17 protein-coding genes are annotated in these 20,409 nt (G+C 51.8%); 7 read left to right on the top strand and 10 right to left on the bottom strand.

What is annotated here, in order from left to right; all coding sequences use genetic code 11:
- Window positions 1-64 precede the first annotated feature (64 nt).
- The 3 genes from R2103_RS00820 to mfd form a co-directional block, all read right to left on the bottom strand.
- Window positions 65-598 (bottom strand): cupin domain-containing protein, encoded by a 534-nt coding sequence (locus tag R2103_RS00820; RefSeq protein ID WP_317529691.1) that lies wholly within the window; start codon window positions 596-598, stop codon window positions 65-67.
- 62 nt (window positions 599-660) lie between these two features.
- A complete protein-coding gene (locus R2103_RS00825; RefSeq protein ID WP_317529692.1) occupies window positions 661-1,197 on the bottom strand; it encodes a hypothetical protein in 537 nt (178 codons plus the stop codon).
- A gap of 98 nt (window positions 1,198-1,295) precedes the next feature.
- The gene (gene mfd, locus R2103_RS00830; protein ID WP_317529693.1) at window positions 1,296-4,751 is read right to left on the bottom strand and encodes a transcription-repair coupling factor; all 3,456 of its coding nucleotides are present in this window, start codon (window positions 4,749-4,751) and stop codon (window positions 1,296-1,298) included.
- A 273-nt stretch (window positions 4,752-5,024) separates the two neighbouring features.
- On the opposite strand from mfd, the gene R2103_RS00835 reads away from it, so the two are divergent.
- From R2103_RS00835 to R2103_RS00845, 3 genes are all read left to right on the top strand, one after another.
- Entirely contained in the window at window positions 5,025-5,846 is an 822-nt protein-coding gene (locus R2103_RS00835; RefSeq protein WP_317529694.1) for a TRAP transporter TatT component family protein, read from the top strand.
- A gap of 129 nt (window positions 5,847-5,975) precedes the next feature.
- Window positions 5,976-6,575: a histidine phosphatase family protein gene (locus R2103_RS00840; RefSeq protein ID WP_317529695.1), complete on the top strand. Its 600-nt coding sequence runs from the start codon at window positions 5,976-5,978 to the stop codon at window positions 6,573-6,575.
- 161 nt (window positions 6,576-6,736) lie between these two features.
- Window positions 6,737-6,982 (top strand): type II toxin-antitoxin system Phd/YefM family antitoxin, encoded by a 246-nt coding sequence (locus R2103_RS00845; protein WP_090314772.1) that lies wholly within the window; start codon window positions 6,737-6,739, stop codon window positions 6,980-6,982.
- Between the two features lie 122 nt (window positions 6,983-7,104).
- On the opposite strand, the gene R2103_RS00850 is transcribed toward R2103_RS00845, so the two are convergent.
- The 7 genes from R2103_RS00850 to R2103_RS00880 form a co-directional block, all read right to left on the bottom strand.
- Window positions 7,105-8,361 (bottom strand): MgtC/SapB family protein, encoded by a 1,257-nt coding sequence (locus R2103_RS00850; protein ID WP_317529696.1) that lies wholly within the window; start codon window positions 8,359-8,361, stop codon window positions 7,105-7,107.
- The gene (recJ, locus tag R2103_RS00855) at window positions 8,351-10,135 is read right to left on the bottom strand and encodes a single-stranded-DNA-specific exonuclease RecJ (RefSeq protein ID WP_317529697.1); all 1,785 of its coding nucleotides are present in this window, start codon (window positions 10,133-10,135) and stop codon (window positions 8,351-8,353) included. The genes R2103_RS00850 and recJ overlap by 11 nt, the downstream gene beginning before the upstream one ends.
- 27 nt (window positions 10,136-10,162) lie before the next feature.
- Entirely contained in the window at window positions 10,163-11,011 is an 849-nt protein-coding gene (locus tag R2103_RS00860) for an HlyC/CorC family transporter (RefSeq protein ID WP_132427214.1), read from the bottom strand.
- 48 nt (window positions 11,012-11,059) lie between these two features.
- The gene (gene ybeY, locus R2103_RS00865; RefSeq protein ID WP_411172579.1) at window positions 11,060-11,527 is read right to left on the bottom strand and encodes an rRNA maturation RNase YbeY; all 468 of its coding nucleotides are present in this window, start codon (window positions 11,525-11,527) and stop codon (window positions 11,060-11,062) included.
- Between the two features lie 6 nt (window positions 11,528-11,533).
- Window positions 11,534-12,538 (bottom strand): PhoH family protein, encoded by a 1,005-nt coding sequence (locus tag R2103_RS00870; RefSeq protein ID WP_317529698.1) that lies wholly within the window; start codon window positions 12,536-12,538, stop codon window positions 11,534-11,536.
- Window positions 12,539-12,622: 84 nt separating this feature from the next.
- Window positions 12,623-13,951 carry a tRNA (N6-isopentenyl adenosine(37)-C2)-methylthiotransferase MiaB gene (gene miaB / locus R2103_RS00875; protein ID WP_317529699.1) on the bottom strand — a complete coding sequence of 443 codons (1,329 nt, stop codon included), beginning with the start codon at window positions 13,949-13,951 and terminating at the stop codon, window positions 12,623-12,625.
- Between the two features lie 18 nt (window positions 13,952-13,969).
- Window positions 13,970-14,338 (bottom strand): hypothetical protein, encoded by a 369-nt coding sequence (locus tag R2103_RS00880; RefSeq protein WP_317529700.1) that lies wholly within the window; start codon window positions 14,336-14,338, stop codon window positions 13,970-13,972.
- A 162-nt stretch (window positions 14,339-14,500) separates the two neighbouring features.
- Here R2103_RS00880 and R2103_RS00885 point away from each other — a divergent pair, with 162 nt between their 5' ends.
- The 4 genes from R2103_RS00885 (at window position 14,501) to cas3f (ending at window position 20,398) form a co-directional block, all read left to right on the top strand.
- Window positions 14,501-15,487 (top strand): helix-turn-helix transcriptional regulator, encoded by a 987-nt coding sequence (locus R2103_RS00885; protein ID WP_317529701.1) that lies wholly within the window; start codon window positions 14,501-14,503, stop codon window positions 15,485-15,487.
- A 233-nt stretch (window positions 15,488-15,720) separates the two neighbouring features.
- Window positions 15,721-16,116 (top strand): HIRAN domain-containing protein, encoded by a 396-nt coding sequence (locus R2103_RS00890; RefSeq protein WP_317529702.1) that lies wholly within the window; start codon window positions 15,721-15,723, stop codon window positions 16,114-16,116.
- Between the two features lie 53 nt (window positions 16,117-16,169).
- The gene (gene cas1f, locus R2103_RS00895) at window positions 16,170-17,117 is read left to right on the top strand and encodes a type I-F CRISPR-associated endonuclease Cas1f (protein WP_317529703.1); all 948 of its coding nucleotides are present in this window, start codon (window positions 16,170-16,172) and stop codon (window positions 17,115-17,117) included.
- Window positions 17,114-20,398: a type I-F CRISPR-associated helicase Cas3f gene (gene cas3f / locus R2103_RS00900; protein ID WP_317529704.1), complete on the top strand. Its 3,285-nt coding sequence runs from the start codon at window positions 17,114-17,116 to the stop codon at window positions 20,396-20,398. Before cas1f ends, cas3f begins: the two co-directional genes overlap by 4 nt.
- The last annotated feature ends 11 nt before the right edge of the window (window positions 20,399-20,409 follow it).

Here is a 20,409-nt window from a genome sequence, read left to right on the forward strand (position 1 = left end):
TCTTGAACATGGATGCACAACAAACCCTGAATGATCCTATTTGAATTGAGCGATGGTTACTGCACTATGGGTACGGTCTGCCGTCCTTGTGGAAGAAATGCCATGAACCATCGGCAAACCGGGCGACGAGATCGTCATCCGGGTAGGTTACTTCATCGCCGGGCGTCCGATCACCGGCTTCCAAGTACACCGCATCGGACGAGGTTTCGTTGACAAGGCGGTGTGCGTCGCCAGAACCCGCTTTGAAACCAGCGCACATGCCCGCATGCAGTTCCGTGCGGCCAGCGCCGGAATAAAGTACGAGCGTGCCGGACACGACGTAGACGAACTCATCTTGTTTGCTGTGCGCATGCCGTAGCGCCGACATTGCTCCCGGCGCAAGCACGGTAATATTCACGCCGAAGTTAGTGAGACCGAACAAATCCCCTAATGACCGCTTTACGCGCCCGTTCATCATCGAACGGAACGGTTCCGGATAGGAGGAAGGCGTGGCTCGTGGCGCGGCGTCAAGCGCGGTAATTGAATCAATTTTTGTGCTCATCGCGAGTAGATAAGTTGATATGAAATTTGATGCCGGAAGTTTTTCAGGTATTTGCAACGATTGTGCTTAGGTATTTATCCGATTGATGCGCCTTCTTGCAATCGGCACATCCTAACGTGCTATTTAAGTTCATTTGGGTCTTTTAACCCGATTCTTATCAAATCACCAGCTTTAAGCTGAAAGTTGCTATGACCCAGATCTTTCCTAATTTCACGGTACATGTTATCCACTGCCTGGAGTATGTTTTCACCGCTAGTAGAGACTGTTCTAAATTTTAGATATGCAGTTATTACGCCGGGTGAAGCCCACAATAACAAACCACGATTGAGTTTTTGAAAGTCGAATTTAAGAGACTCAGAAATATTTTCTTCGCTAAGATCGGTAATATTGTTTTTTTGAAATTTATCAACAAGATCAAAGAATAAATTGTAAATCTCTATCTTGCTGGCACGGTGACTTTCCGCGATGTCTCTTGTTTTGGATTGCCATTGTGCATACCACAAGCCGATTAGACCTAACGAAGCCGTAATGAGTGCTGCTGCTACACTCGCATTTAGTGCTTGGAACCATTGTAAAGTTGAGTAAATGGACCATAAGCAGAATGCGCTGATTGCCAAAACTGCTATAGCACCAAATATTACTTGCTTCTTGTTCATCCGTTCAAACTTCCCTGTGTATCTATCTAGAATTAGGCATCTGAAATCACGCAATATAATGTGTTATGAATAAAATTCATAAACCCGTAGGAAAACCTTCACCCTAACTTCTGCATCAACTCCTTAATCCGCATTACCCGCTTATTCACATCCTCAATCTTCACCAGAATTTTCAATCGATCCTGGCCGGAGAGTGAGTATTCGCGGCTACTTTGGATCAGTTGGATGATTTTGAGCGGGTCGATGGGCGGGTTCGGGATGAATTGCACCTGGATGCTGTCGGTGCTGGCGTCGATGCGGGTGATGCCGAGCGGTTTGGCGATAATGCGCAGGCGGTGGCAGTCGAGCAGGGCGCGCGCCGGGTTGGGCAGCAGGCCGAAGCGGTCGATCAGTTCGCGTTGCATGTCGTCGAGCTGTTCGTTGTCGGTGCAGTTGGCCATGCGTTTGTACAGCACTAGGCGTTCGTGGATGTCGTGGCAGTAATCTTCCGGCAGCAGCGCGGGCACGTGCAGGTTGATTTCGGTGGCGACGCCCAATGGGTGCTGCATGTCGGGTTCCTTGCCTTGCTTGAGCGATTGGATCGCGGTATCCAGCATCGAGCTGTACAGGCTGAAACCGATTTCCTGCATTTCCCCGCTTTGCGATTCGGAGAGCACCGCCCCAGCACCGCGGATTTCCAGGTCGTGCATCGCCAGATAAAAGCCGGAGCCGAGTTCTTCCATCGCTTGAATCGCTTCCAGACGTTTCTTGGCTTGTCCGCCGAGCGCTTCTTCCGGCGGCGTCAGCAAATACGCGTAAGCCTGATGATGCGAACGCCCGACCCGTCCGCGCAATTGGTGCAGTTGCGCCAGGCCGAATTTGTGCGCGTTGTTGATGATGATGGTGTTGGCGCTCGGGATATCGATACCGGTTTCGATGATGGTGGTGCACAGCAGAATGTTGAAGCGCTGCTGGTAAAAGTCGCGCATGACGTGCTCCAGTTCGCGTTCCGGCATTTGCCCGTGGGCGACGTTGATGCGCGCTTCGGGCAGCAAACCGGACAGTTTTTCGTACATCAATTGAATGCTGCTGACTTCGTTGTGCAGGAAATAAATCTGCCCGCCGCGTTTCAGTTCGCGCAGGCACGCTTCGCGGATGATGCCCATCGAAAAGCTGCTGACAAAGGTGCGGATGGCCAAACGGCGCTGCGGCGCGGTGGCGATGATGGAGAAATCGCGCAGCCCTTCCAGCGACATCGCCAGTGTGCGCGGGATCGGCGTGGCGGTCAGCGTCAGCACATCCACTTCGGCACGCAGTTTTTTGAGCTGTTCCTTTTGCCGCACGCCAAAACGATGTTCTTCGTCGATGATGACCAAGCCCAGATTTTTGAAATGCACGTCTTTCTGAATCAGTTTGTGCGTGCCGATGATGATGTCGATTTCGCCTTTCCCGAGACCGGCGAGCGCTTGCGTTTGCTCCTTGGCGGAACGGAAGCGTGACAATTCGGCGATTCTGACCGGCCATTGATCGGCGATCAGGCCGAAACGGTCGGAGAAATTCTGGAAATGCTGTTCCGCGAGCAGCGTGGTCGGCACCAACACCGCGACTTGCTTGCCGTCGGCCACTGCGATAAACGCGGCGCGCAACGCCACTTCGGTTTTGCCGAAGCCGACATCGCCGCAAATCAGCCGATCCATCGGCTTACCGGAAGTTAAATCACCGATCACCGCATTGATCGCTGCCGCCTGATCGGCCGTTTCCTCAAACCCGAAGCCTTCGGCAAAGGCATCGTAATCATGCTGCCGCAGCGTAAATTGGTGGCCTTCGCGCGCGGCGCGTTGCGCGTACAGATTCAGCAATTCCGCCGCGGTATCGCGCACCTGCTGCATCGCTTTGCGTTTGGCTTTGTCCCATTGGCTGCTGCCGAGCTTGTGCAGCGGCGCGGATTCCGGCGCGGCGCCGCTGTAGCGGCCGATCAGATACAGCTGCGAAACCGGCACGTACAGTTTGTCGCCGCCTTCGTATTCCAGCGCCAGAAATTCGCTCATTTCGCCCGGTTCGCCTTCGCCCACATCCATGCTGACCAAACCGAGATAGCGCCCGATGCCATGCTGTTCATGCACCACTGGATCGCCCGGTTTGATTTCCGACAAATCGCGTAGAATGTTGTCGGTCGATGTGGTCTTGCGCGATTCACGCTCGCGCCGTCCATGTACATGGGTGGCGTACAGCTCACTTTCGGTAATGAAAGCCAGTTTTTCGGGCGCATCGATGAAACCGGTATGCAGCGGCGCGACACTCAGCATGAAGGATTGCGCGCTATTCAGAAACTGCGCGTAGTCCTGGCAAAGATCCGGATGCAAATCGTATTGATGCAAATACTCGGCAATCAATTCGCGCCGCCCCATGCTTTCCGCCAGCAACAGCACCCGGCCGCCGGTCATCTTGAACTGTGCGATGAACACTGCCAGTTTTTCCAGCGGGTTTTCCACATGCCGGTTGACTTGCACCGATGGCAACGGTGCGGTAGTTTTGGGCGCGGCCAGTTTGACATCCTGTCCGTTGGACAAAATCTCAATGCGTCCATACGGCTTGAGCTGGCCGAAGAAGCTATCGCTGGTCAGGAATAATTCAGCCGGAGGCAGCAACGGCCGGTCGCTATCGCCGCGCAGCAATTGATAACGCGATTGGGTGTCGTGCCAGAATTCGTCGATCACCGGACGCACATCCTGGTGCAGGCAGAGCAAGGTGTTTTCGGGTAAATAATCAAACAGCGTGGCGGTTTGCGTAAAAAACAGCGGCAAATAATATTCGATGCCGGCAGGCGTCAGGCCTTTGCTGATGTCCTTGTAGATTTGTTTTTTCGATGGATCGCCTTCGAATTTCTCGCGGAAGTTGCCGCGAAAGCAGGTGCGTCCGGCTTCGTCGAGCGGGAATTCGCGTGCGGGTAACAAGCGGATTTCCTTGACCGGATAAATACTGCGTTGCGTATCGACATCGAAGGTGCGGATGGTGTCGATGTCGTTGTCTAGCAAATCGATGCGGTACGGCAGCGGGCTGCCCATCGGGTACAGATCGATCAAGCCGCCGCGCACGCTGTATTCGCCCGGCGAGAAAACCTGCGTGACATGCGAGTAGCCTGCCAGCGTCAACTGACTGCGCAATCCCGCAACATCCAATGTTTCGCCTTGTTTCAGAAAAAACGTATGCGCAGCCAGGTATTCGCGCGGCAGCATGCGGTAGAGCGCTGTCGTCAACGGCGCGATCAGCACATCGCAAGCGCCGTTCATGACCTGATAGAGCGTGGCCAGCCGTTCCGAGACGAGGTCGTGGTGCGGCGAGAACGTATCGTACGGCAGCGTTTCCCAATCCGGTAGCAAATGCGTTCTCAGTTCCGGCGCAAAATAGGGAATTTCTTCCAATAGCCGCTGCGCATCTAGCGCGTTCGCTGTGATGATGGTGACCGGTTTCGCTTGCTGTGCCAATTGCGCCAGAAACAGCGCGTCGCTGGAGCCATCAAAATGAGCGTAACGTAAAACGGTGCCGGGTGCGGGTAGAGTGTGCTTTTGTTGCATAGTGAATGTGCCAGTTGCCATGCCGGAAAATGCAGCGTGCGCGCAGAAACCGGCGTGAAATCGAAAGCATCATATTATATGCCAGTTTCAAGATGCCTTTCTTTTAGGAACAAGTTGCGGTGGTGGATTAACTATAAAAGTGCAAATTGTTGTGTTATTTGTCATTTGAAATTGCGTTGGATAGCGCTATTCTTAATACGCCGGTCATAAATGGCTGGTATTTATCGTAGAATATTAAATAGCTTAGCCGGTGGAAAGAATATGAGTGCTTTCATGAAACTGAATATGTGGCGATTGGAACAAAAAATAATGCTGTTTACGTACAGGATGATTGCGGTGGCGTGTTTGACGGCACCGGCTTTTGCGCAAAATGTTTCCGCCACGGCATTAACCACCGAGAATCAACAAAAAATTGAACTGGCCGTGTGGAAGTATGCCATCGATACACCCTTATTGTTGAGCACGATCGACTGGTTTCGCGACCTGACGCGCAATTCGCGCGAATCGGCCGCCATTGCCGAGCTTTCCCGTCTGGAGTTCATGCGCGCGCAACTCGAGCTGGATTCAAACCGCCGCATTCAATTGTTTGAGAATTGTATTGCGATTGCAGACCAGTCACTGGCGCTGAACGCGAATGACGTGCGCGGACTTTTCTGGAAAGCTGCCGCGATGGGAAAAATGGCCGAGAGCAGCGGCATTGTAAGTGCGCTGAGAATGATCGGACCGATGGAGAAAATGCTGTTGAAAGTGGTTGCGCTGGACGAGCAATACGAGAACGCCGGAGCGCATCGCGCGCTGGGTCGCATTTATCACAAACTACCCGGATTTCCCATCAGTTTTGGCAGTAACCAAAAAGCCCTGATGCACATGAAACGGGCGCATGAACTGTTTCCGCGCGATGTCATCACACGCGCTTTTTACGCCGAATTGCTGTACGACGTCGGCAGAAAAGAAGAGGCGCGCAAGCATGCGAATTTTGTGCTGGCGACACCGATCGCCGATGAGGATGCGTTGGAATTTTCCGAGTATGTCGATATCGCACTGGACGTGATCAAGAAAACCGGCGGCTCTGAATTCAGAGTTGGTAATTACTAACTTCCTCCCGAACAAGGGCTATCTGCGCACTGCGGTGCGGCATCCGGTTTTCTTTTTTGATCTAACTTGCTTCTCCACTGAGCAAATCAGCTACACTAGCGCATCTCTCTAATATCCTGGCAAAGTTTTATGACAGAAACAGTGATCGATTTGATCCGCCACGGTCAGCCTGCGGGCGGACGCCGCTATCGCGGCCACGGTGTGGACGATCCGCTCAGCGAGAAGGGCTGGTCGCAAATGTGGCATGCCGTCGGAAACTATAATGACTGGAACCACATCATCACTTCCCCGCTGCAACGCTGCCAGGCGTTTGCATTTGCACTCGGAGAACGTCACGGCATCGACGTTACGGTCGAATCGCGCTTCAAGGAAGTCGGATTCGGCGAATGGGAAGGGCTCAGCCACGATGAAATCAAGATTGGCCGTGTTACTGACTATCAGGCTTTCCTGCGCGATCCGGTCAACTGCCGCCCGCCCGGCGCCGAACCGCTCGATGATTTTATCCAGCGCGTCAGCTCCGCCTATGAAGAAGCGATCGAACGCTACCACAGCAGCCATTTTCTGATCGTCGCACATGCCGGCGTGATGCGCGCAGTTGTTGCTAAAACTGTGCATGCCGCCCCGGCTGGGCTGTATCGAATCAAGATCAGCAACGGCGGGATAACGCGCATTCGCCAGACCGAAACGGGTGGTGTGCTGGAATTGTTGAATGGGAAGTTGTCAGGTTGAATAACAATTTCTCTTTAGATAAGCGATATAGATCTCCCATAAGACCCAGAGTCTGACAGCAGTAAAGTTTAAGTAATAGGCATTCCTAACTTTCTAATATATTGCTTGATATAATGAAATACCTATAATGTACATACTTTATGTACATTATAGGTTCTCCCATGACTTCAGTGAATGTGACTGAATTACGCCAGCATTTACCCGAATACCTTAAACAAGTGCAAGCAGGCGAAGCAATTGCAATCACTTTGCACGGCAAAACCATCGCCCATATCATTCCCGATCACGCAAAAAGCGAACGTGAAGCAGCGCTGAGTCGTTTGGATGCGCTGCGCGGCACGGTTATTGTTGGTGACATCCTTGCGCCTCTGGATGAAGAATGGTTGGGTGATGCTGATCATCTGTGATACGCAATTTTGTTATTTTGGGCAGATCGCTGCGAGCGCTTGACGATAGCCGCTCAACAGGCTGTGGAGCATGGCCTGGCGGGTGGTAAGCTGGCTTGCGCTGCATTTGGTGATCACTGTTTCTAAATGAACAACAACGCCAGCCCGAGACCGGCGGCGCAGGCCAGCATGCCGGATACGCATTGTCTGGCGAGAAAGCGGCTGCCGATGAAGAAAATCAGGCCGAGTTTGAAGCCGATGTTGGAAAGTATCGCGAGTGTGATTGCGGTGATCGCTTGATTTGCTTCCAGCTTACCCAGCTCGAACAGATGCAGGCTCGATAACGTAATGGCGTCGACATCGGTCAGGCCGGAAACGAGCGCGACGGCGTACAGGCCGCTGCTGCCGGCAATATCGGAAAGCCAGGTGGAAAAAAACAGCACGCTGCCGTAGATCAATCCGAAAGTTGTTGCGGCGCGCAATTCGGTGGGGTTTTTGATTTCCGGTACGGGCATTTCATGTTGGTGACTGAGCTTGAACCACCAGTATGCCGTGATGCCTGCTCCGAGCAGGAAGCCGCTGCCGAGCACGGGGAGCAACTGCGGCAGAATGGCAGGCGAGGCAACCGCGCTGATGATCGATAAACGGAGCAGCACCGTTAAATTGGCAATCAGAATGACAATTGCGGCGAGTTGTGTGAAGTTCTGGTTTTCCGCGCTGCGGCGCGCATAAACCAGTGTCGTGGCGGTACTGGATACCAGCCCGCCGAATAAACCCAGTATCACGCTATGTTGCTGGCCGATCAGTTGCAGTGCGACGTAACCCGCCAGACTGACGCCGGAGATGAGGACTACCATCAACCAGATCTGGTGCGGATTGATCGCTTCATACGGACCGAAATACTTGTCCGGCAGAATCGGCAGAATGATAAACGTCAGCACGGCAAATTGCAGTATCGAAATTAAATCACGCCGGGTCAGTTTCTCCGTTATGCCGTGCAATTCCGCTTTGAAGTACAGCAATACCGTGGTGATGATGGCCAGCATGACGGCCAAGGTATCGTTGCCGTACCACACCGAAGCACCCAATCCGTAGCAGACAAGAATAGCGGCTATCGTGGTGGTGCCCGGGTCGGCGTTGTCGTCCTTGACGCGGGAATACGCAGCCACCATCATCAGGCCGACAATGAATAAACCGCCGAGCAACAGCCACGGCGTGGCTTTTTCCGACAGCATCGCAGACAGCGTGCCGAACATCGCGACCAAGGCGAATGTTCTCAATCCGGCGCGCGAGCCGGGATTGCGTTCGCGCTCCAGTCCGATCAATAAACCGATGGCCAAGCTGGTCAGGAAATGCGGTAAAGCCGCCAATTCGCCATTCAACGTGAATTCAGTGTGCATCGCCGGTCACCGGGTTGTCTGCATGGAACCAATGTTCCAGCAGGAATTGTAAGGATGATTTGCCATTATATTCATTGATCTGCAATCGATAAACCGCATCGATCACATCCGGCAGCGGATCGCTGTGGAAAAATAGAATGCCGTCGTAGGTTTCAGCCGATTTCCGCGCGGCTTGCGCTGCGCCATCGGCACCCGCGGCGTGCAGTTTTTTTAGCTTCAATTTCAAATGTTTTTCCCCGACGATGCGTTGGCTTTCGACATAAAAGCGCGCATTAAACGACGGCTGCGGGAAACCTTGCCCCCACACCTGGCGTTCGAGAGTTTCCGCCAGTTCCAGTTTGATTTCGGAAAGCTCCAGATCGCCGTCGGTTTCAATCACGCGCGTCAAATCGGCAGGTGTCAGCAGCGTTTGCGCAACCTGCTCGAACGCCGCGCGGAATGCTTCAAAAGCATCGCTGTGAATGGTCAACCCGGCAGCGGCTGCATGGCCGCCGAATTTGCGGATCAGCTCGGGGTGTTGTTTGGATACCAGATCGAGCGCGTCGCGCAGGTGAAAACCGTTGATTGATCGGCCCGAACCTTTGATTTCACCGTCGTTGCCGGGTGCGAAAATGATCACCGGGCGGTGATATTTGTCCTTGATACGCGACGCGAGGATGCCAATGACGCCTTGGTGCCAATCGGCATCGAACAAACAAATGCTGTAAGCGCTCTGGATGTCCGGCTGGCGTGCATTGAGCGTATCTTCCAGCTTGACGAGCGCGCTTTCCTGCATGGCCGATTCGATTTCGCGCCGTTGCCGGTTCAGTTCGTCCAGTTGCTTGGCGATGTCGGCCGCATACGCCTCGTCATCGGTGATCAGGCACTCGATACCCAGCGACATATCGTCCAGCCGCCCCGCAGCATTCAACCGCGGCCCCAGCATGAAGCCCAGGTCATAAGTGGATATTTGCCGGGCATCGCGCCGCGAGACCTGCATGAGCGCATTGATACCGGCGCAAGCCTTGCCTTTGCGGATACGTTGCAAACCTTGCTGCACCAGAATGCGGTTATTGCTGTCCAGCTTGACCACATCGGCGACGGTTCCCAGCGCCACCAGATCCAGAAAGCTAGCGAGATTGGGTTCCTGGCCTGCTGCAAAAGCGCCGCGCTGACGCAACTCGGCGCGCAGCGCGAGCATCAGGTAGAAAATGACGCCCACTCCGGCGATGCTTTTGCTCGGAAAAGGGCAGCCGGGCTGATTGGGATTGACAATGGCAAGTGCCGCGGGCAATTGATCGCCGGGCAGATGATGATCGGTAATCACCACCTGCATGCCCAATTGATTGGCTTCAGCCACGCCATCCACGCTGGCGATGCCGTTATCGACCGTGATCAGGACATCCGGTTGTTTGGAGGCATGCGCCAGGCGCACGATTTCCGGTGTCAAGCCGTAACCGAATTCAAACCGGTTCGGCACCAGATAATCCACGTTAGCGCCGAACTTGCGCAAGATGCGCATACCGGTGGCGCACGCGGTTGCACCGTCGGAATCGTAATCGGCAATGATCAGCAGGCGTTTTTTTGCCGCGATGGCATCGGCCAGCAAAGCGGCCGTTGCGGTAATGTTTTTCAGCTGACCGAACGGGATCAGGCGCGTCAGTTCAGTTTCGAGCTGGCTGGAATCCTCAATGCCACGCGCGGCGTAAATACGCGCCAGTACCGGAGGCAATCCGCTACCGCTGAGTGTCTGGAAACTGTGCGGATCATACGGACGGATGGTGATTTTGGGCATGCTGATGCGGAAATAGGATAAGTATCCTCATTCTGCCGGGGTTTCTACTGTTGCGGCAAGCTTTTCCACCTTCAGTACGTGCAAGCGGCGGCTATCGGCGCGCTGCACGGTGAATTTAAATGGGCCGATGATGGCCGATTCGTTACGCACGGGTAAACGGCCGAACTTGCTGAGCACCAAACCGCCAATCGTGTCGAAGTCTTCGTTGCTGAAGTTTGCGCCGAGCACTTCATTGAAATTATCGATCTCGGTGATCGCCTTGACGCGGTAGCGTCCGTCCGCTTCCATGACGATATTGTCCTCTTCTTCGTCGAAGTCGTATTCGTCCTCGATTTCCCCGACGATCTGTTCGAGCACGTCCTCGATCGTCACCAATCCGGCCACACCGCCGTATTCATTGACGACAATCGCCATATGATTGCGGTTGCTGCGGAAATCCTTGAGCAATACATTCAGCCGTTTGGATTCGGGGATGAAAACCGCCGGGCGCAGCATGTCGCGGATATTGAATTCTTCCGGATCGGCGTAATAACGCAGCAGGTCTTTCGCCAGCAGAATGCCGATGATTTCATCCTCGGAACCTTCAATGACGGGAAAGCGCGAATGTGCGGCTTCGATGACAAACGGAATGAATTGCTCGGGTTTCTTGCTGATGTCGACGACATCCATTTGCGAACGCGGCACCATGATATCGCGTGCCTGCATTTCGGAAACTTGCATGACGCCTTCGATCATGCTGAGAGCGTCGGAGTCCAGCAGGTTGCGCTCAAAGGCGGAGTGTAACAGGGTAATCAGTTGTTCGCGGTCTTCCGGTTTGCGGATCAGCATGGCGCCTAATCGCTCTAACCAGCCGCTTTTAGGTGAAGGGTCATCCATAGTGTTTAAGAATTTGCATGGGTAAAAATAAAAAAAGGGAATGCATGATTATTGCGTTGCAACGGCGCCAGCTGGTTCACCGTAAGGATCCGCGTAGCCCAGCGCCGCCAGTATGCGGGTTTCCAGTTGTTCCATTTCCGCTGCATCTGCGTCTTCAATATGATCGTAACCTTGTAAATGCAGCACGCCGTGCACGGTCAAGTGCGCGTAATGCGCCAGCAGGTCTTTATGCTGTTGCTGTGCTTCTTGGCTGACAACCGGCGCGCACAGCACGATATCGCCGGTCAGCGGTTGCATATCGTCATAAACAAAGGTCAGCACGTTGGTCGCATAATCCTTGCCGCGGAATTGCCGGTTTAACTCGCGCCCTTCGGCTTCGTCCACCAGCCGTAATACGATCTCGGCTTCTTGCATCAGCGCGGCTTTGACCCAGCGGCGGAATTGCGGCCGGGTGGGTACAATGGAACTGTCCGTTGCATATTGCACCATCAGTTTGAACGGTTTCTTTGTCTGCAAGGCGAATCAGGGTTCCTGCTTGTGTTTGTCGTGTTTCTCATAGGCATTGACAATGCGCTGTACCAGAGGATGCCGCACTACGTCCTCGGATTGAAAACGGGTAAACGCGATGCCACGTATGTCCTTGAGCACCTGTTGCGCTTCCACTAATCCGCTTTTCTGATGTTTCGGCAGATCGACTTGCGTCACATCACCGGTAATGACCGCTTTGGAGCCCAAGCCCATGCGCGTCAGAAACATTTTCATCTGCTCCGGCGTCGTGTTTTGCGCTTCGTCCAGAATGATGAACGACTGGTTCAAGGTGCGTCCGCGCATGAAAGCCAGTGGTGCGATTTCAATCGTATTGCGTTCAAATTGTTTGGCGGTTTTATCGAAACCCATTAAATCATACAACGCATCATAGAGAGGGCGTAAATAAGGGTCGACTTTCTGGGTCATATCGCCGGGTAGAAAGCCCAGACGCTCTCCCGCTTCCACGGCCGGGCGCACCAGAATCAAACGCGACACCAGGCCGCGTTCCAATGCATCGACCGCGCTGGCGACCGCCAGATAGGTTTTGCCGGTACCGGCCGGACCGATGGCAAACGTAATGTCGTGTTCCTGAATTTGTTGCAGATATTTTGACTGGCGCGGTGTGCGGCCATGCAAATTGCTGCGGCGGGTTAACAAGGTGAGCGCGGCGGGTTGCTTGGCGCCGGTGCCGTCGTCGTGGCTGGGGTCGCTGATTTGATCGGGTGTATCGTGCGGATTCAGCACTTCAATCAAGCCGAGCTGGATTTGCTCCAGACTGATATGGTGTTGCGACTGATCGTAAAAATTGCGTAGCGCTTGCGCCGCCAGTTGGGTCTGCCCGGATTTTCCCGATACGCTGAAATGTTCGCCGCGCCGGGAGATCGTGACATCCAATGCGGTTTCAACTTGCTTGAGATTCTCATCCAGCGCGCCGCACAAATTGGCGAGACGCTGGTTGTCGGCGGGTGTGAAAGAAATTTCCAGGGGTGTCGGTTTCAAAGTTGGCTGTTGCAGTTACGATAATGCGATTCTCTCAGCGGACGCGATACTTTGCAAGTGTAAAACTTTGCCGTGGATGCGTTCTTATCCATGCACAATTTCGCCGCGCAGCGTATGCGACCGTGCTTCGGTGATGCGTACGTTGACAAAACTGCCCACCAGTGTGGGATCGCTGGCCAGATTAACAACGCGGTTGTTATCGGTGCGCCCGAAAAACTCATCGGCATTTTTTTTGGAGATACCTTCCAGCAACACACGCTGTATCGATCCGACCATTCCCAGGCTGATTTTGCGGGCTTGCTGGTTAATTTGCGCTTGTAAGCGTTGCAGCCGCTCCAGCTTCACTTCCGGCGGTGTATCGTCGGGCAGATCGGCTGCGGGTGTGCCGGGGCGGGGGCTGTAGACGAAGCTGTACGATTCGTCGAAATTCATGTCTTCGATCAGTTGCATCGTCGCGTTGAAATCCGCTTCGGTCTCTCCCGGAAAACCGATGATGAAGTCGGAGGACAGCGAAATATCCGGGCGGATCGCGCGCAGCTTGCGGATGATCGATTTGTATTCCAGCACGCTGTAGCCGCGCTTCATTGCCGCCAGCACCCGGTCGGAACCGGATTGCACCGGCAAGTGCAGGTGGTTGACCAATTTAGGCAGCTGGCTGTAAGCCTGAATCAAACGCGTGGTGAATTCTTTCGGGTGCGATGTGGTGTAACGGATGCGTTCAATCCCCGGAATTTCGTGTAGATATTCCAGTAATAGGGCGAAATCGGCAATCTCGCCGTCGTCCATGGTACCCAGGTAGGCGTTGACGTTCTGTCCCAGTAAGGTGATTTCCTTGATGCCCTGATCCGCGAGAACGGCGATTTCGGTCAGCACGTCGTTCAACGGACGCGACACTTCTTCGCCGCGCGTATACGGTACCACGCAGAAACTGCAATACTTGCTACATCCCTCCATGATCGAAACGAATGCCGTGACCCCTTCGGTGCGGGCAGGTGGCAAGTGGTCGAATTTTTCGATTTCGGGGAAAGAAATATCCACTTGCGAGCGGCCGGTGGCTTTGCGCGTTTCGATCAATTGCGGCAAGCGGTGCAGTGTTTGCGGTCCGAATACCACGTCGACGTACGGCGCGCGGCTGACAATTGCCTTGCCTTCCTGGCTGGCGACACAACCGCCGACGCCGATCAGCAAATTGGGATTATTTTCCTTCAGATGCCGCACCCGCCCCAGATCATGAAACACCTTTTCCTGCGCTTTCTCGCGCACCGAGCAGGTATTGAACAAAATGATATCGGCCTGCGCCGGATCGTCGGTGGATTCCATGCCGTAGGCGGCGTGCAGGACATCGGCCATTTTCTCCGAGTCGTACTCGTTCATCTGGCAACCGAAGGTTTTGATATAAAGCTTGTTACTCATGAATGATTTAGCGCTGTGTTAAAAAAAGAAAAAACGTTTTTTCGGTTTCGGTATCTGTTGCCCTTCGCTTTCCGCTTCCTTGACTTCACCGGGCGTTAGAATCCAGACCCGGTGCAGATTGCCCATTGTATCCAATTGAAAGCGGATCAAACCGATATAGTTCGCCGTAGACGGCAGAATAATCATATTATCGATCCCCCGGATCTGCCCGCCCGCGCCCATCGTCATTTGCTGCCCGTTGATGGTGAAGTGCGGAAAAGCCACCGCCGTCAGGTTGCCCAATTGACTATTGGGAGGAAATTTCCGGGTTTGCTGGCTAAAAGCGGAGTGCGATAGCATGCTCAATACGAAAATCAATAGCAAGGATATCGCCTGCGTTTCTTTCATAGTTTTACTGAATGGCAACGGGATAAAAACAAACGGATAAACGGTACGAAACAGGGGTTTGAATCTTGACCGGCACCTGATGTTTCCGAGGGCCTTATGATACGCTAAAGAGAAATTCCGTATCAACGAATTTGTAGCTTTCGCATTCATTGAAATCAATTTATGGGCAATCTCCAGCGAATCTATCAATTGCACCGCATATTGGCGTCCCGCACCCTGCCGGTGTCGCATCAAACGCTCGAACAACTGCTGGAATGTTCCCGGGCCACGGTCAACCGCACCATCGAATCGCTGCGGCTGTATTTCAACGCGCCGATCCTCTATGACCGGGAACGCAACGGTTATTACTACGATACGCAGGAAAAAACCGTGTTTGAATTACCCGGTGTTTGGTTTGATGCGCAGGAATTGCACGCGCTGCTCACCATGCAGCAGCTGCTGGAACAAATTCAGCCGGGCTTGCTCGCCATGCAACTCAAGCCGATGCAGGAACACTTGAAAAAGATACTGGCAACCCAGCAACTGAACGATCCGGATGCGATCAAGCGCATCCGCATTTTGACCATGTTGAGCAGGCAACCGGCCTTGCAGCATTTTCAGTCTGCTGCCAGCGCGGTGTTGCAACGCAAGCAACTCGACATCGTCTATCACGGCCGTGGCCGCGACCGGCAAACCGAACGCATCGTTTCCCCGCAACGGCTTACGCATTACCGCGACAACTGGTATCTCGACGCCTGGTGCCACAAGCGCGAGGCACTGCGCAGTTTTGCCGTGGAACGCATCGCCGCGTCCCAGATGCTCGATCACGCAGCCCGTAACATCACCGACAATGAACTCAATGGCCATTTCGCTTCCAGTTACGGTATTTTCGCCGGTCAGGCAAAACATACCGCAGTGCTACGTTTCACCGCCGAACGCGCCCGCTGGGTCGCGGATGAACAATGGCATCCGCATCAGCAAGGCCAGTTTCTGCTCGATGGCAGTTACGAGTTGCGTATCCCGTACGCCAATGAAACCGAACTGGTGATGGATATCCTCAAGCACGGAGCGGCGGTCGAAGTCATCGCCCCGGAAGCGTTACGCCAGACTATCCTGCAAAGCTTGCAAATGGCGCAGGAGAATTATTTGCCCGAAAGGAAGAAAGAATAAAACCAGGGCGAAACGATCCCTGCCCTTGCAGCAGCGGAAAAAATACAAACAGTGCTGCTTGCGGGCGCAAGAAACGCAGCAAACCGAAGATTTTTTATGGCATCAAATCAGCCGAGCTACTAATGGGTTGAACCTGAAGCTTTGCTGAAAGCTGGGGATGATTTCAACAGGCTCAGATTTTGAGCCTGCTGCTTGGGATAATGCAAAAGTGTCATTTTCAATGGAGAAACACCATGTCCCGGCGCGTATTCCTGCAATCATTCACCGCTCTACTCGGCGGATTTGCCTTCCCTGCGCTGCTGCAATCCAAACCGGAGTTAAATCAATGGAAAACCCTGCAAATCTCACCAGTGGCGGGATTTCAGTATCACCACGGCGAAACCCTCTGGCCGCAACTCGCCACCCGCCAAACGGTCACGCTGATTCGCGAACCCAGTAACCGCTTCGACCAACGCGCTGTCCGCATCGACTGGCAAGGCGAAAAACTCGGCGACATCCCCGCAAAAGACAATGCCGCCGTCTCGCAACTGTTGGACCGTGGCGAAACAATGTCGGCTTTGATCGTAGGGTTGAAAAAAAGTAATAATCCGTGGGAGCGGATTGAAGTGGAGGTGAGGTGGCAGTTATGAATCATACATTTATCATGGACTTCCTGAAATCAAGATAAAAGGACTGCAACAAGATGGAACAATTGACTGACTTAAAAGCAATTCTGCATTCCAAGCGAGCCAATATTTACTATCTCGAGAAATGCCGAGTCATGCAGAAAGATGGCCGCGTTCTTTATTTAACAGAAGCCAAAGATGAGCAACTGTATTGGAATATCCCGATTGCCAATACTACGGTCATTTTATTAGGTACCGGCACTTCGATCACGCAAGCGGCAGTACGCATGCTGGCGTCGGCCGGTGTTTTGATCGGTTTCAGCGGCGGCGGTGGCACGCCACTCTTGGCCGCCAGTGAAATTGAATGGCTCACACCGCAAAGCGAATATAGACCCACCGAATATGTACAAGGGTGGTTGTCATTCTGGTTCGATGAGGCGAAGCGCTTGCAGGTCGCCAAACACTTTCAACTTATGCGCATCAATTACCTGCAAAGCGTATGGAGCAAAGATAGGGATTTAAAAAATGAGAGCTTCTTTATCGACGACCAAGATGTTACACAAGCATTTTCAGGTTTTTCAAACAAAGTTGAGCAAGCGAACAATGTCACCGAATTATTGTTGATCGAAGCGCAACTCACCAAAAACCTCTACAAAATCGCCGTCAGCCGGACCCAGCAAAAAGATTTCGTGCGTAATTACGACAGCACCGACAGTGCCAATGCGTTTTTGAATCACGGCAATTACTTGGCCTACGGCTTAGCTGCCACCACACTTTGGGTACTGGGTATCCCGCATGGTTTTGCCGTAATGCACGGCAAAACCCGTCGCGGTGCATTGGTGTTCGACATCGCCGACCTTATCAAAGATGCCATCGTCCTGCCTTGGGCCTTCGTTTGTGCCAAGGAAAAAATGAGCGAACAGGAATTCCGCCAGCAAATCCTGCAAAAATTTACCGAACACAAAGCCATGGATTTCATGTTCGAGCAAGTCAAGCAACAGGCACTCCGGGAACCGCAACCATGATGGTTACCTTCATCAGTCAATGCGAGAAAAAAGCGCTCAATCGTACCCGGCGGGTATTGGATGCTTTCGCCAACCGTATCGGCGACAACACCTGGCAAACGGTGATTACGGAAGAAGGATTGATTGCCGTCAAAACACTGCTGCGTAAAACTGCAACCAAAAATACTGCTGTAGCGTGCCATTGGATCAGATCGCGAAGCCGCAGCGAGTTGGTTTGGATTGTGGGGAATCGTAAGCGCTTTAATGCAGAAGGAATTGCGGCGGTCAATAGCACTAAGCTTGATTTAAATCATCGTGAATGGGAAAAAGGATGGCACACAACCGAAACTATTACAATTGCAGCCGCCATTTCTGGCTTATTCCATGATTTGGGCAAAGCAAATGATTTATTTCAAGATAAACTCAACCCAGAAATTGAAGGGAAGAAATTCGAGCCATATCGGCATGAATGGGTATCTTTAAGGGTTTTTCAGGCTTTTGTTGACGGACAAAGCGATCAAAAATGGTTGGAGCAATTAGCAAATGTTGATGAACAGTTAGAAGCAGACATTCTGCAAAAAATAGTAGCTGATAATCCTGAACTGAATGAATTCAATAACCCATTCGATGCACTGCCAGAATTTGCAAAATTAGTGGCTTGGCTAATTGTTTCACATCATCGCCTGCCTGTTTATCCCAAACAAGGTGAAATTGAACCAAGACTTGATCAGCCCGATACATGGCTAAGCCAAGCTTTTGATGATGCGTGGAATTCGGTCAATAGCCGCAATCATCAATGGACAAAGCAAACTTTAAAAGCCAATTGGACATTTTCCAATCACACTCCGTTGGTTAGCAAAACATGGCAAAAAAAAGCCAACGAACTATCAAAACGTGCTTTGTCTTGCCAGGGTTTGATGGGAATTGATTGGTTTAGTCAGCCGTTCGTGATGCATTTGTCGCGTCTGGTTTTGATGCTTGCTGACCATCACTATTCAGCGAAAGATGTACAAATCCACTGGCAGGATGCCAACTATCAGGCATACGCCAATACCGACAAACAAAACCAACTCAAGCAAAAGCTGGATGAACATAACGTTGGAGTAAGCCAGCACGCCTTTGAATTATCTTTAAAGTTAAGACGCTTGCGGGAGGAGTTGCTATCACTCACCGACAACAAAACTTTAGCCAAAGGCCCGAAAGAAGATAAAGAGCCTTGGCAAACCAAAGTCTACCAAGCGGCCCAACAAATTCGAAACCAAGTTAAAGAGCAAGGTTTTTTCGGCATCAATATGGCCTCGACCGGAAAAGGGAAAACCTTGGCGAATGCCAGAATTATGTATGGTTTAGCCGATGAGTCGGAAGGTTGCCGCTTTAGTGTCGCCTTGGGTTTACGGACATTGACCTTGCAAACGGGCGAGGCGCTGCAAGAGCGCTTGCAACTCGATAAAACTGAAATTGCCACACTCATTGGTTCTCAGGCCATTTTGCGCCTGAACCAAATCAATCAAGCCAACCAAATCGAGGATAATCCGTTTGCTGCACGAGGCAGCGAGAGCTTGGAATTGGGGTTGGATGACGACGGTTTTGACGTAATTTATGGCACCGAACTCTACGAAGGCCAATTAGAGAAGTGGTTCAAAAGCAATCAAAAAGCCAAAAAGCTGTTACATACTCCCATATTGGTCAGCACAATCGATCACTTAACCCCAGCAACCGAAGGCGTGCGCGGTGGCAGACAAATTGTGCCGATGCTGCGCTTGCTTACATCCGATTTGGTGTTAGACGAACCAGATGAGTTCGATTTGAATGACTTGCCTGCACTTGCGCGTTTGGTGAATTGGGCGGGCATGTTAGGGGCAAACGTGCTGGTATCGACGGCAACTATGCCGCCAGCGTTGGCTTATGCTTTATTTGAATCCTATCAAGAAGGGCGGAAGGCATTTAACACCGCCACCAATCATTTGGATACACAGAAACCTGTTGTTTGCGCTTGGTTTGATGAATTCAGCACACAAACTTCAGAACAGCAAAACCTGCAAAGTTTTATCAAAGCGCATGATGAGTTCATCCAGAAACGCATTGCCAAGTTGAATCAAGATAATTTGATTTTTCGTAAAGCGAAATTGCTGGAGATTGCAGCAACAACGGATTTATTACCACTCAACACCATGAGTGAAGCAATCCGGCGGGGTATGGTGGCCTTACATCAAGGCCATCACCAACAACACGCATCCGGTAAAAAAATCTCAATCGGCTTGGTACGCATCGCCAATATCAATCCCTTAGTGGCGATTGCCAAACGGCTGTATGCCAATACTGTACCTGACAACTTCCGCATCCATTATTGCGTTTATCACAGCCAATATCCTTTGGCACAGCGGGCATTCATTGAAAATAAATTAGATGAAGCCCTTAACCGCAAAGATCAAGAAACCATTTGGAGTTGCCCCGAAATCCAACATGCCATAAACCATTATCCAGAACAAAACCAGCTTTTCGTGGTGTTAGCAACATCGGTGGCGGAAGTCGGGCGCGACCATGATTATGATTGGGCTATTGCTGAACCTAGTTCCATGCGCTCAATCATTCAAATCGCCGGGCGTATACAGCGGCATCGCAAGCAAACACCTGAAACCGAGAATTTTTATATTCTGGCTAAAAATTATAATGCCTTAAAAGGCAAAGAGATCGCCTATGAAAAACCTGGATTTGAGGCCAAAAATAGAAAACTAAGCAGCCACGATTTGCATGACATTCTCGAAGAAATCCAATTCTCAGCACCGAACGCCATTCCAAGTATCCAACGACCAAAAAAATGGAAAGAAATACCGCCTTTTTCAAATCTAGTGACGTTGGAACAAATAGCCTATCGTCAAAAAATGTTCGAAAACTCTGATGGTAAAGGCCCTGCCAATCTATGGTGGGAAAATCAAGTTTCATGGTGCGCAGAAATTCAGTGCAAACAACCTTTTAGGGCATCTTCACCTGACCAAGCGTACTGCCTTTATCTTGCAGAAAAAGAGAGCGAACCTGTTTGGCAAATCAAAAACGATAGGGTTAATCCCATTGAATATGTAACCGTGTCGGACATTACGAATATTGATTTAACGCCAGCCCTAGGCAATCAACTTTGGTTTGACTTTGATGTTCGAGAGCAATATGGGAATTTAGCAGAGAAACTAGAAAAGCCTTTGAAATATATCAGCTACTGTTTTGGCGAAATACGTCTGCCTGACTATGAAAATCAAATAAATGAATGGTATTACTCCCCAACACTTGGGGTTTTTAGAGAAATTTAGACGAGGAGCGA

This window comes from Nitrosomonas sp. Is24 (assembly GCF_033063335.1).
Lineage (GTDB): Bacteria > Pseudomonadota > Gammaproteobacteria > Burkholderiales > Nitrosomonadaceae > Nitrosomonas.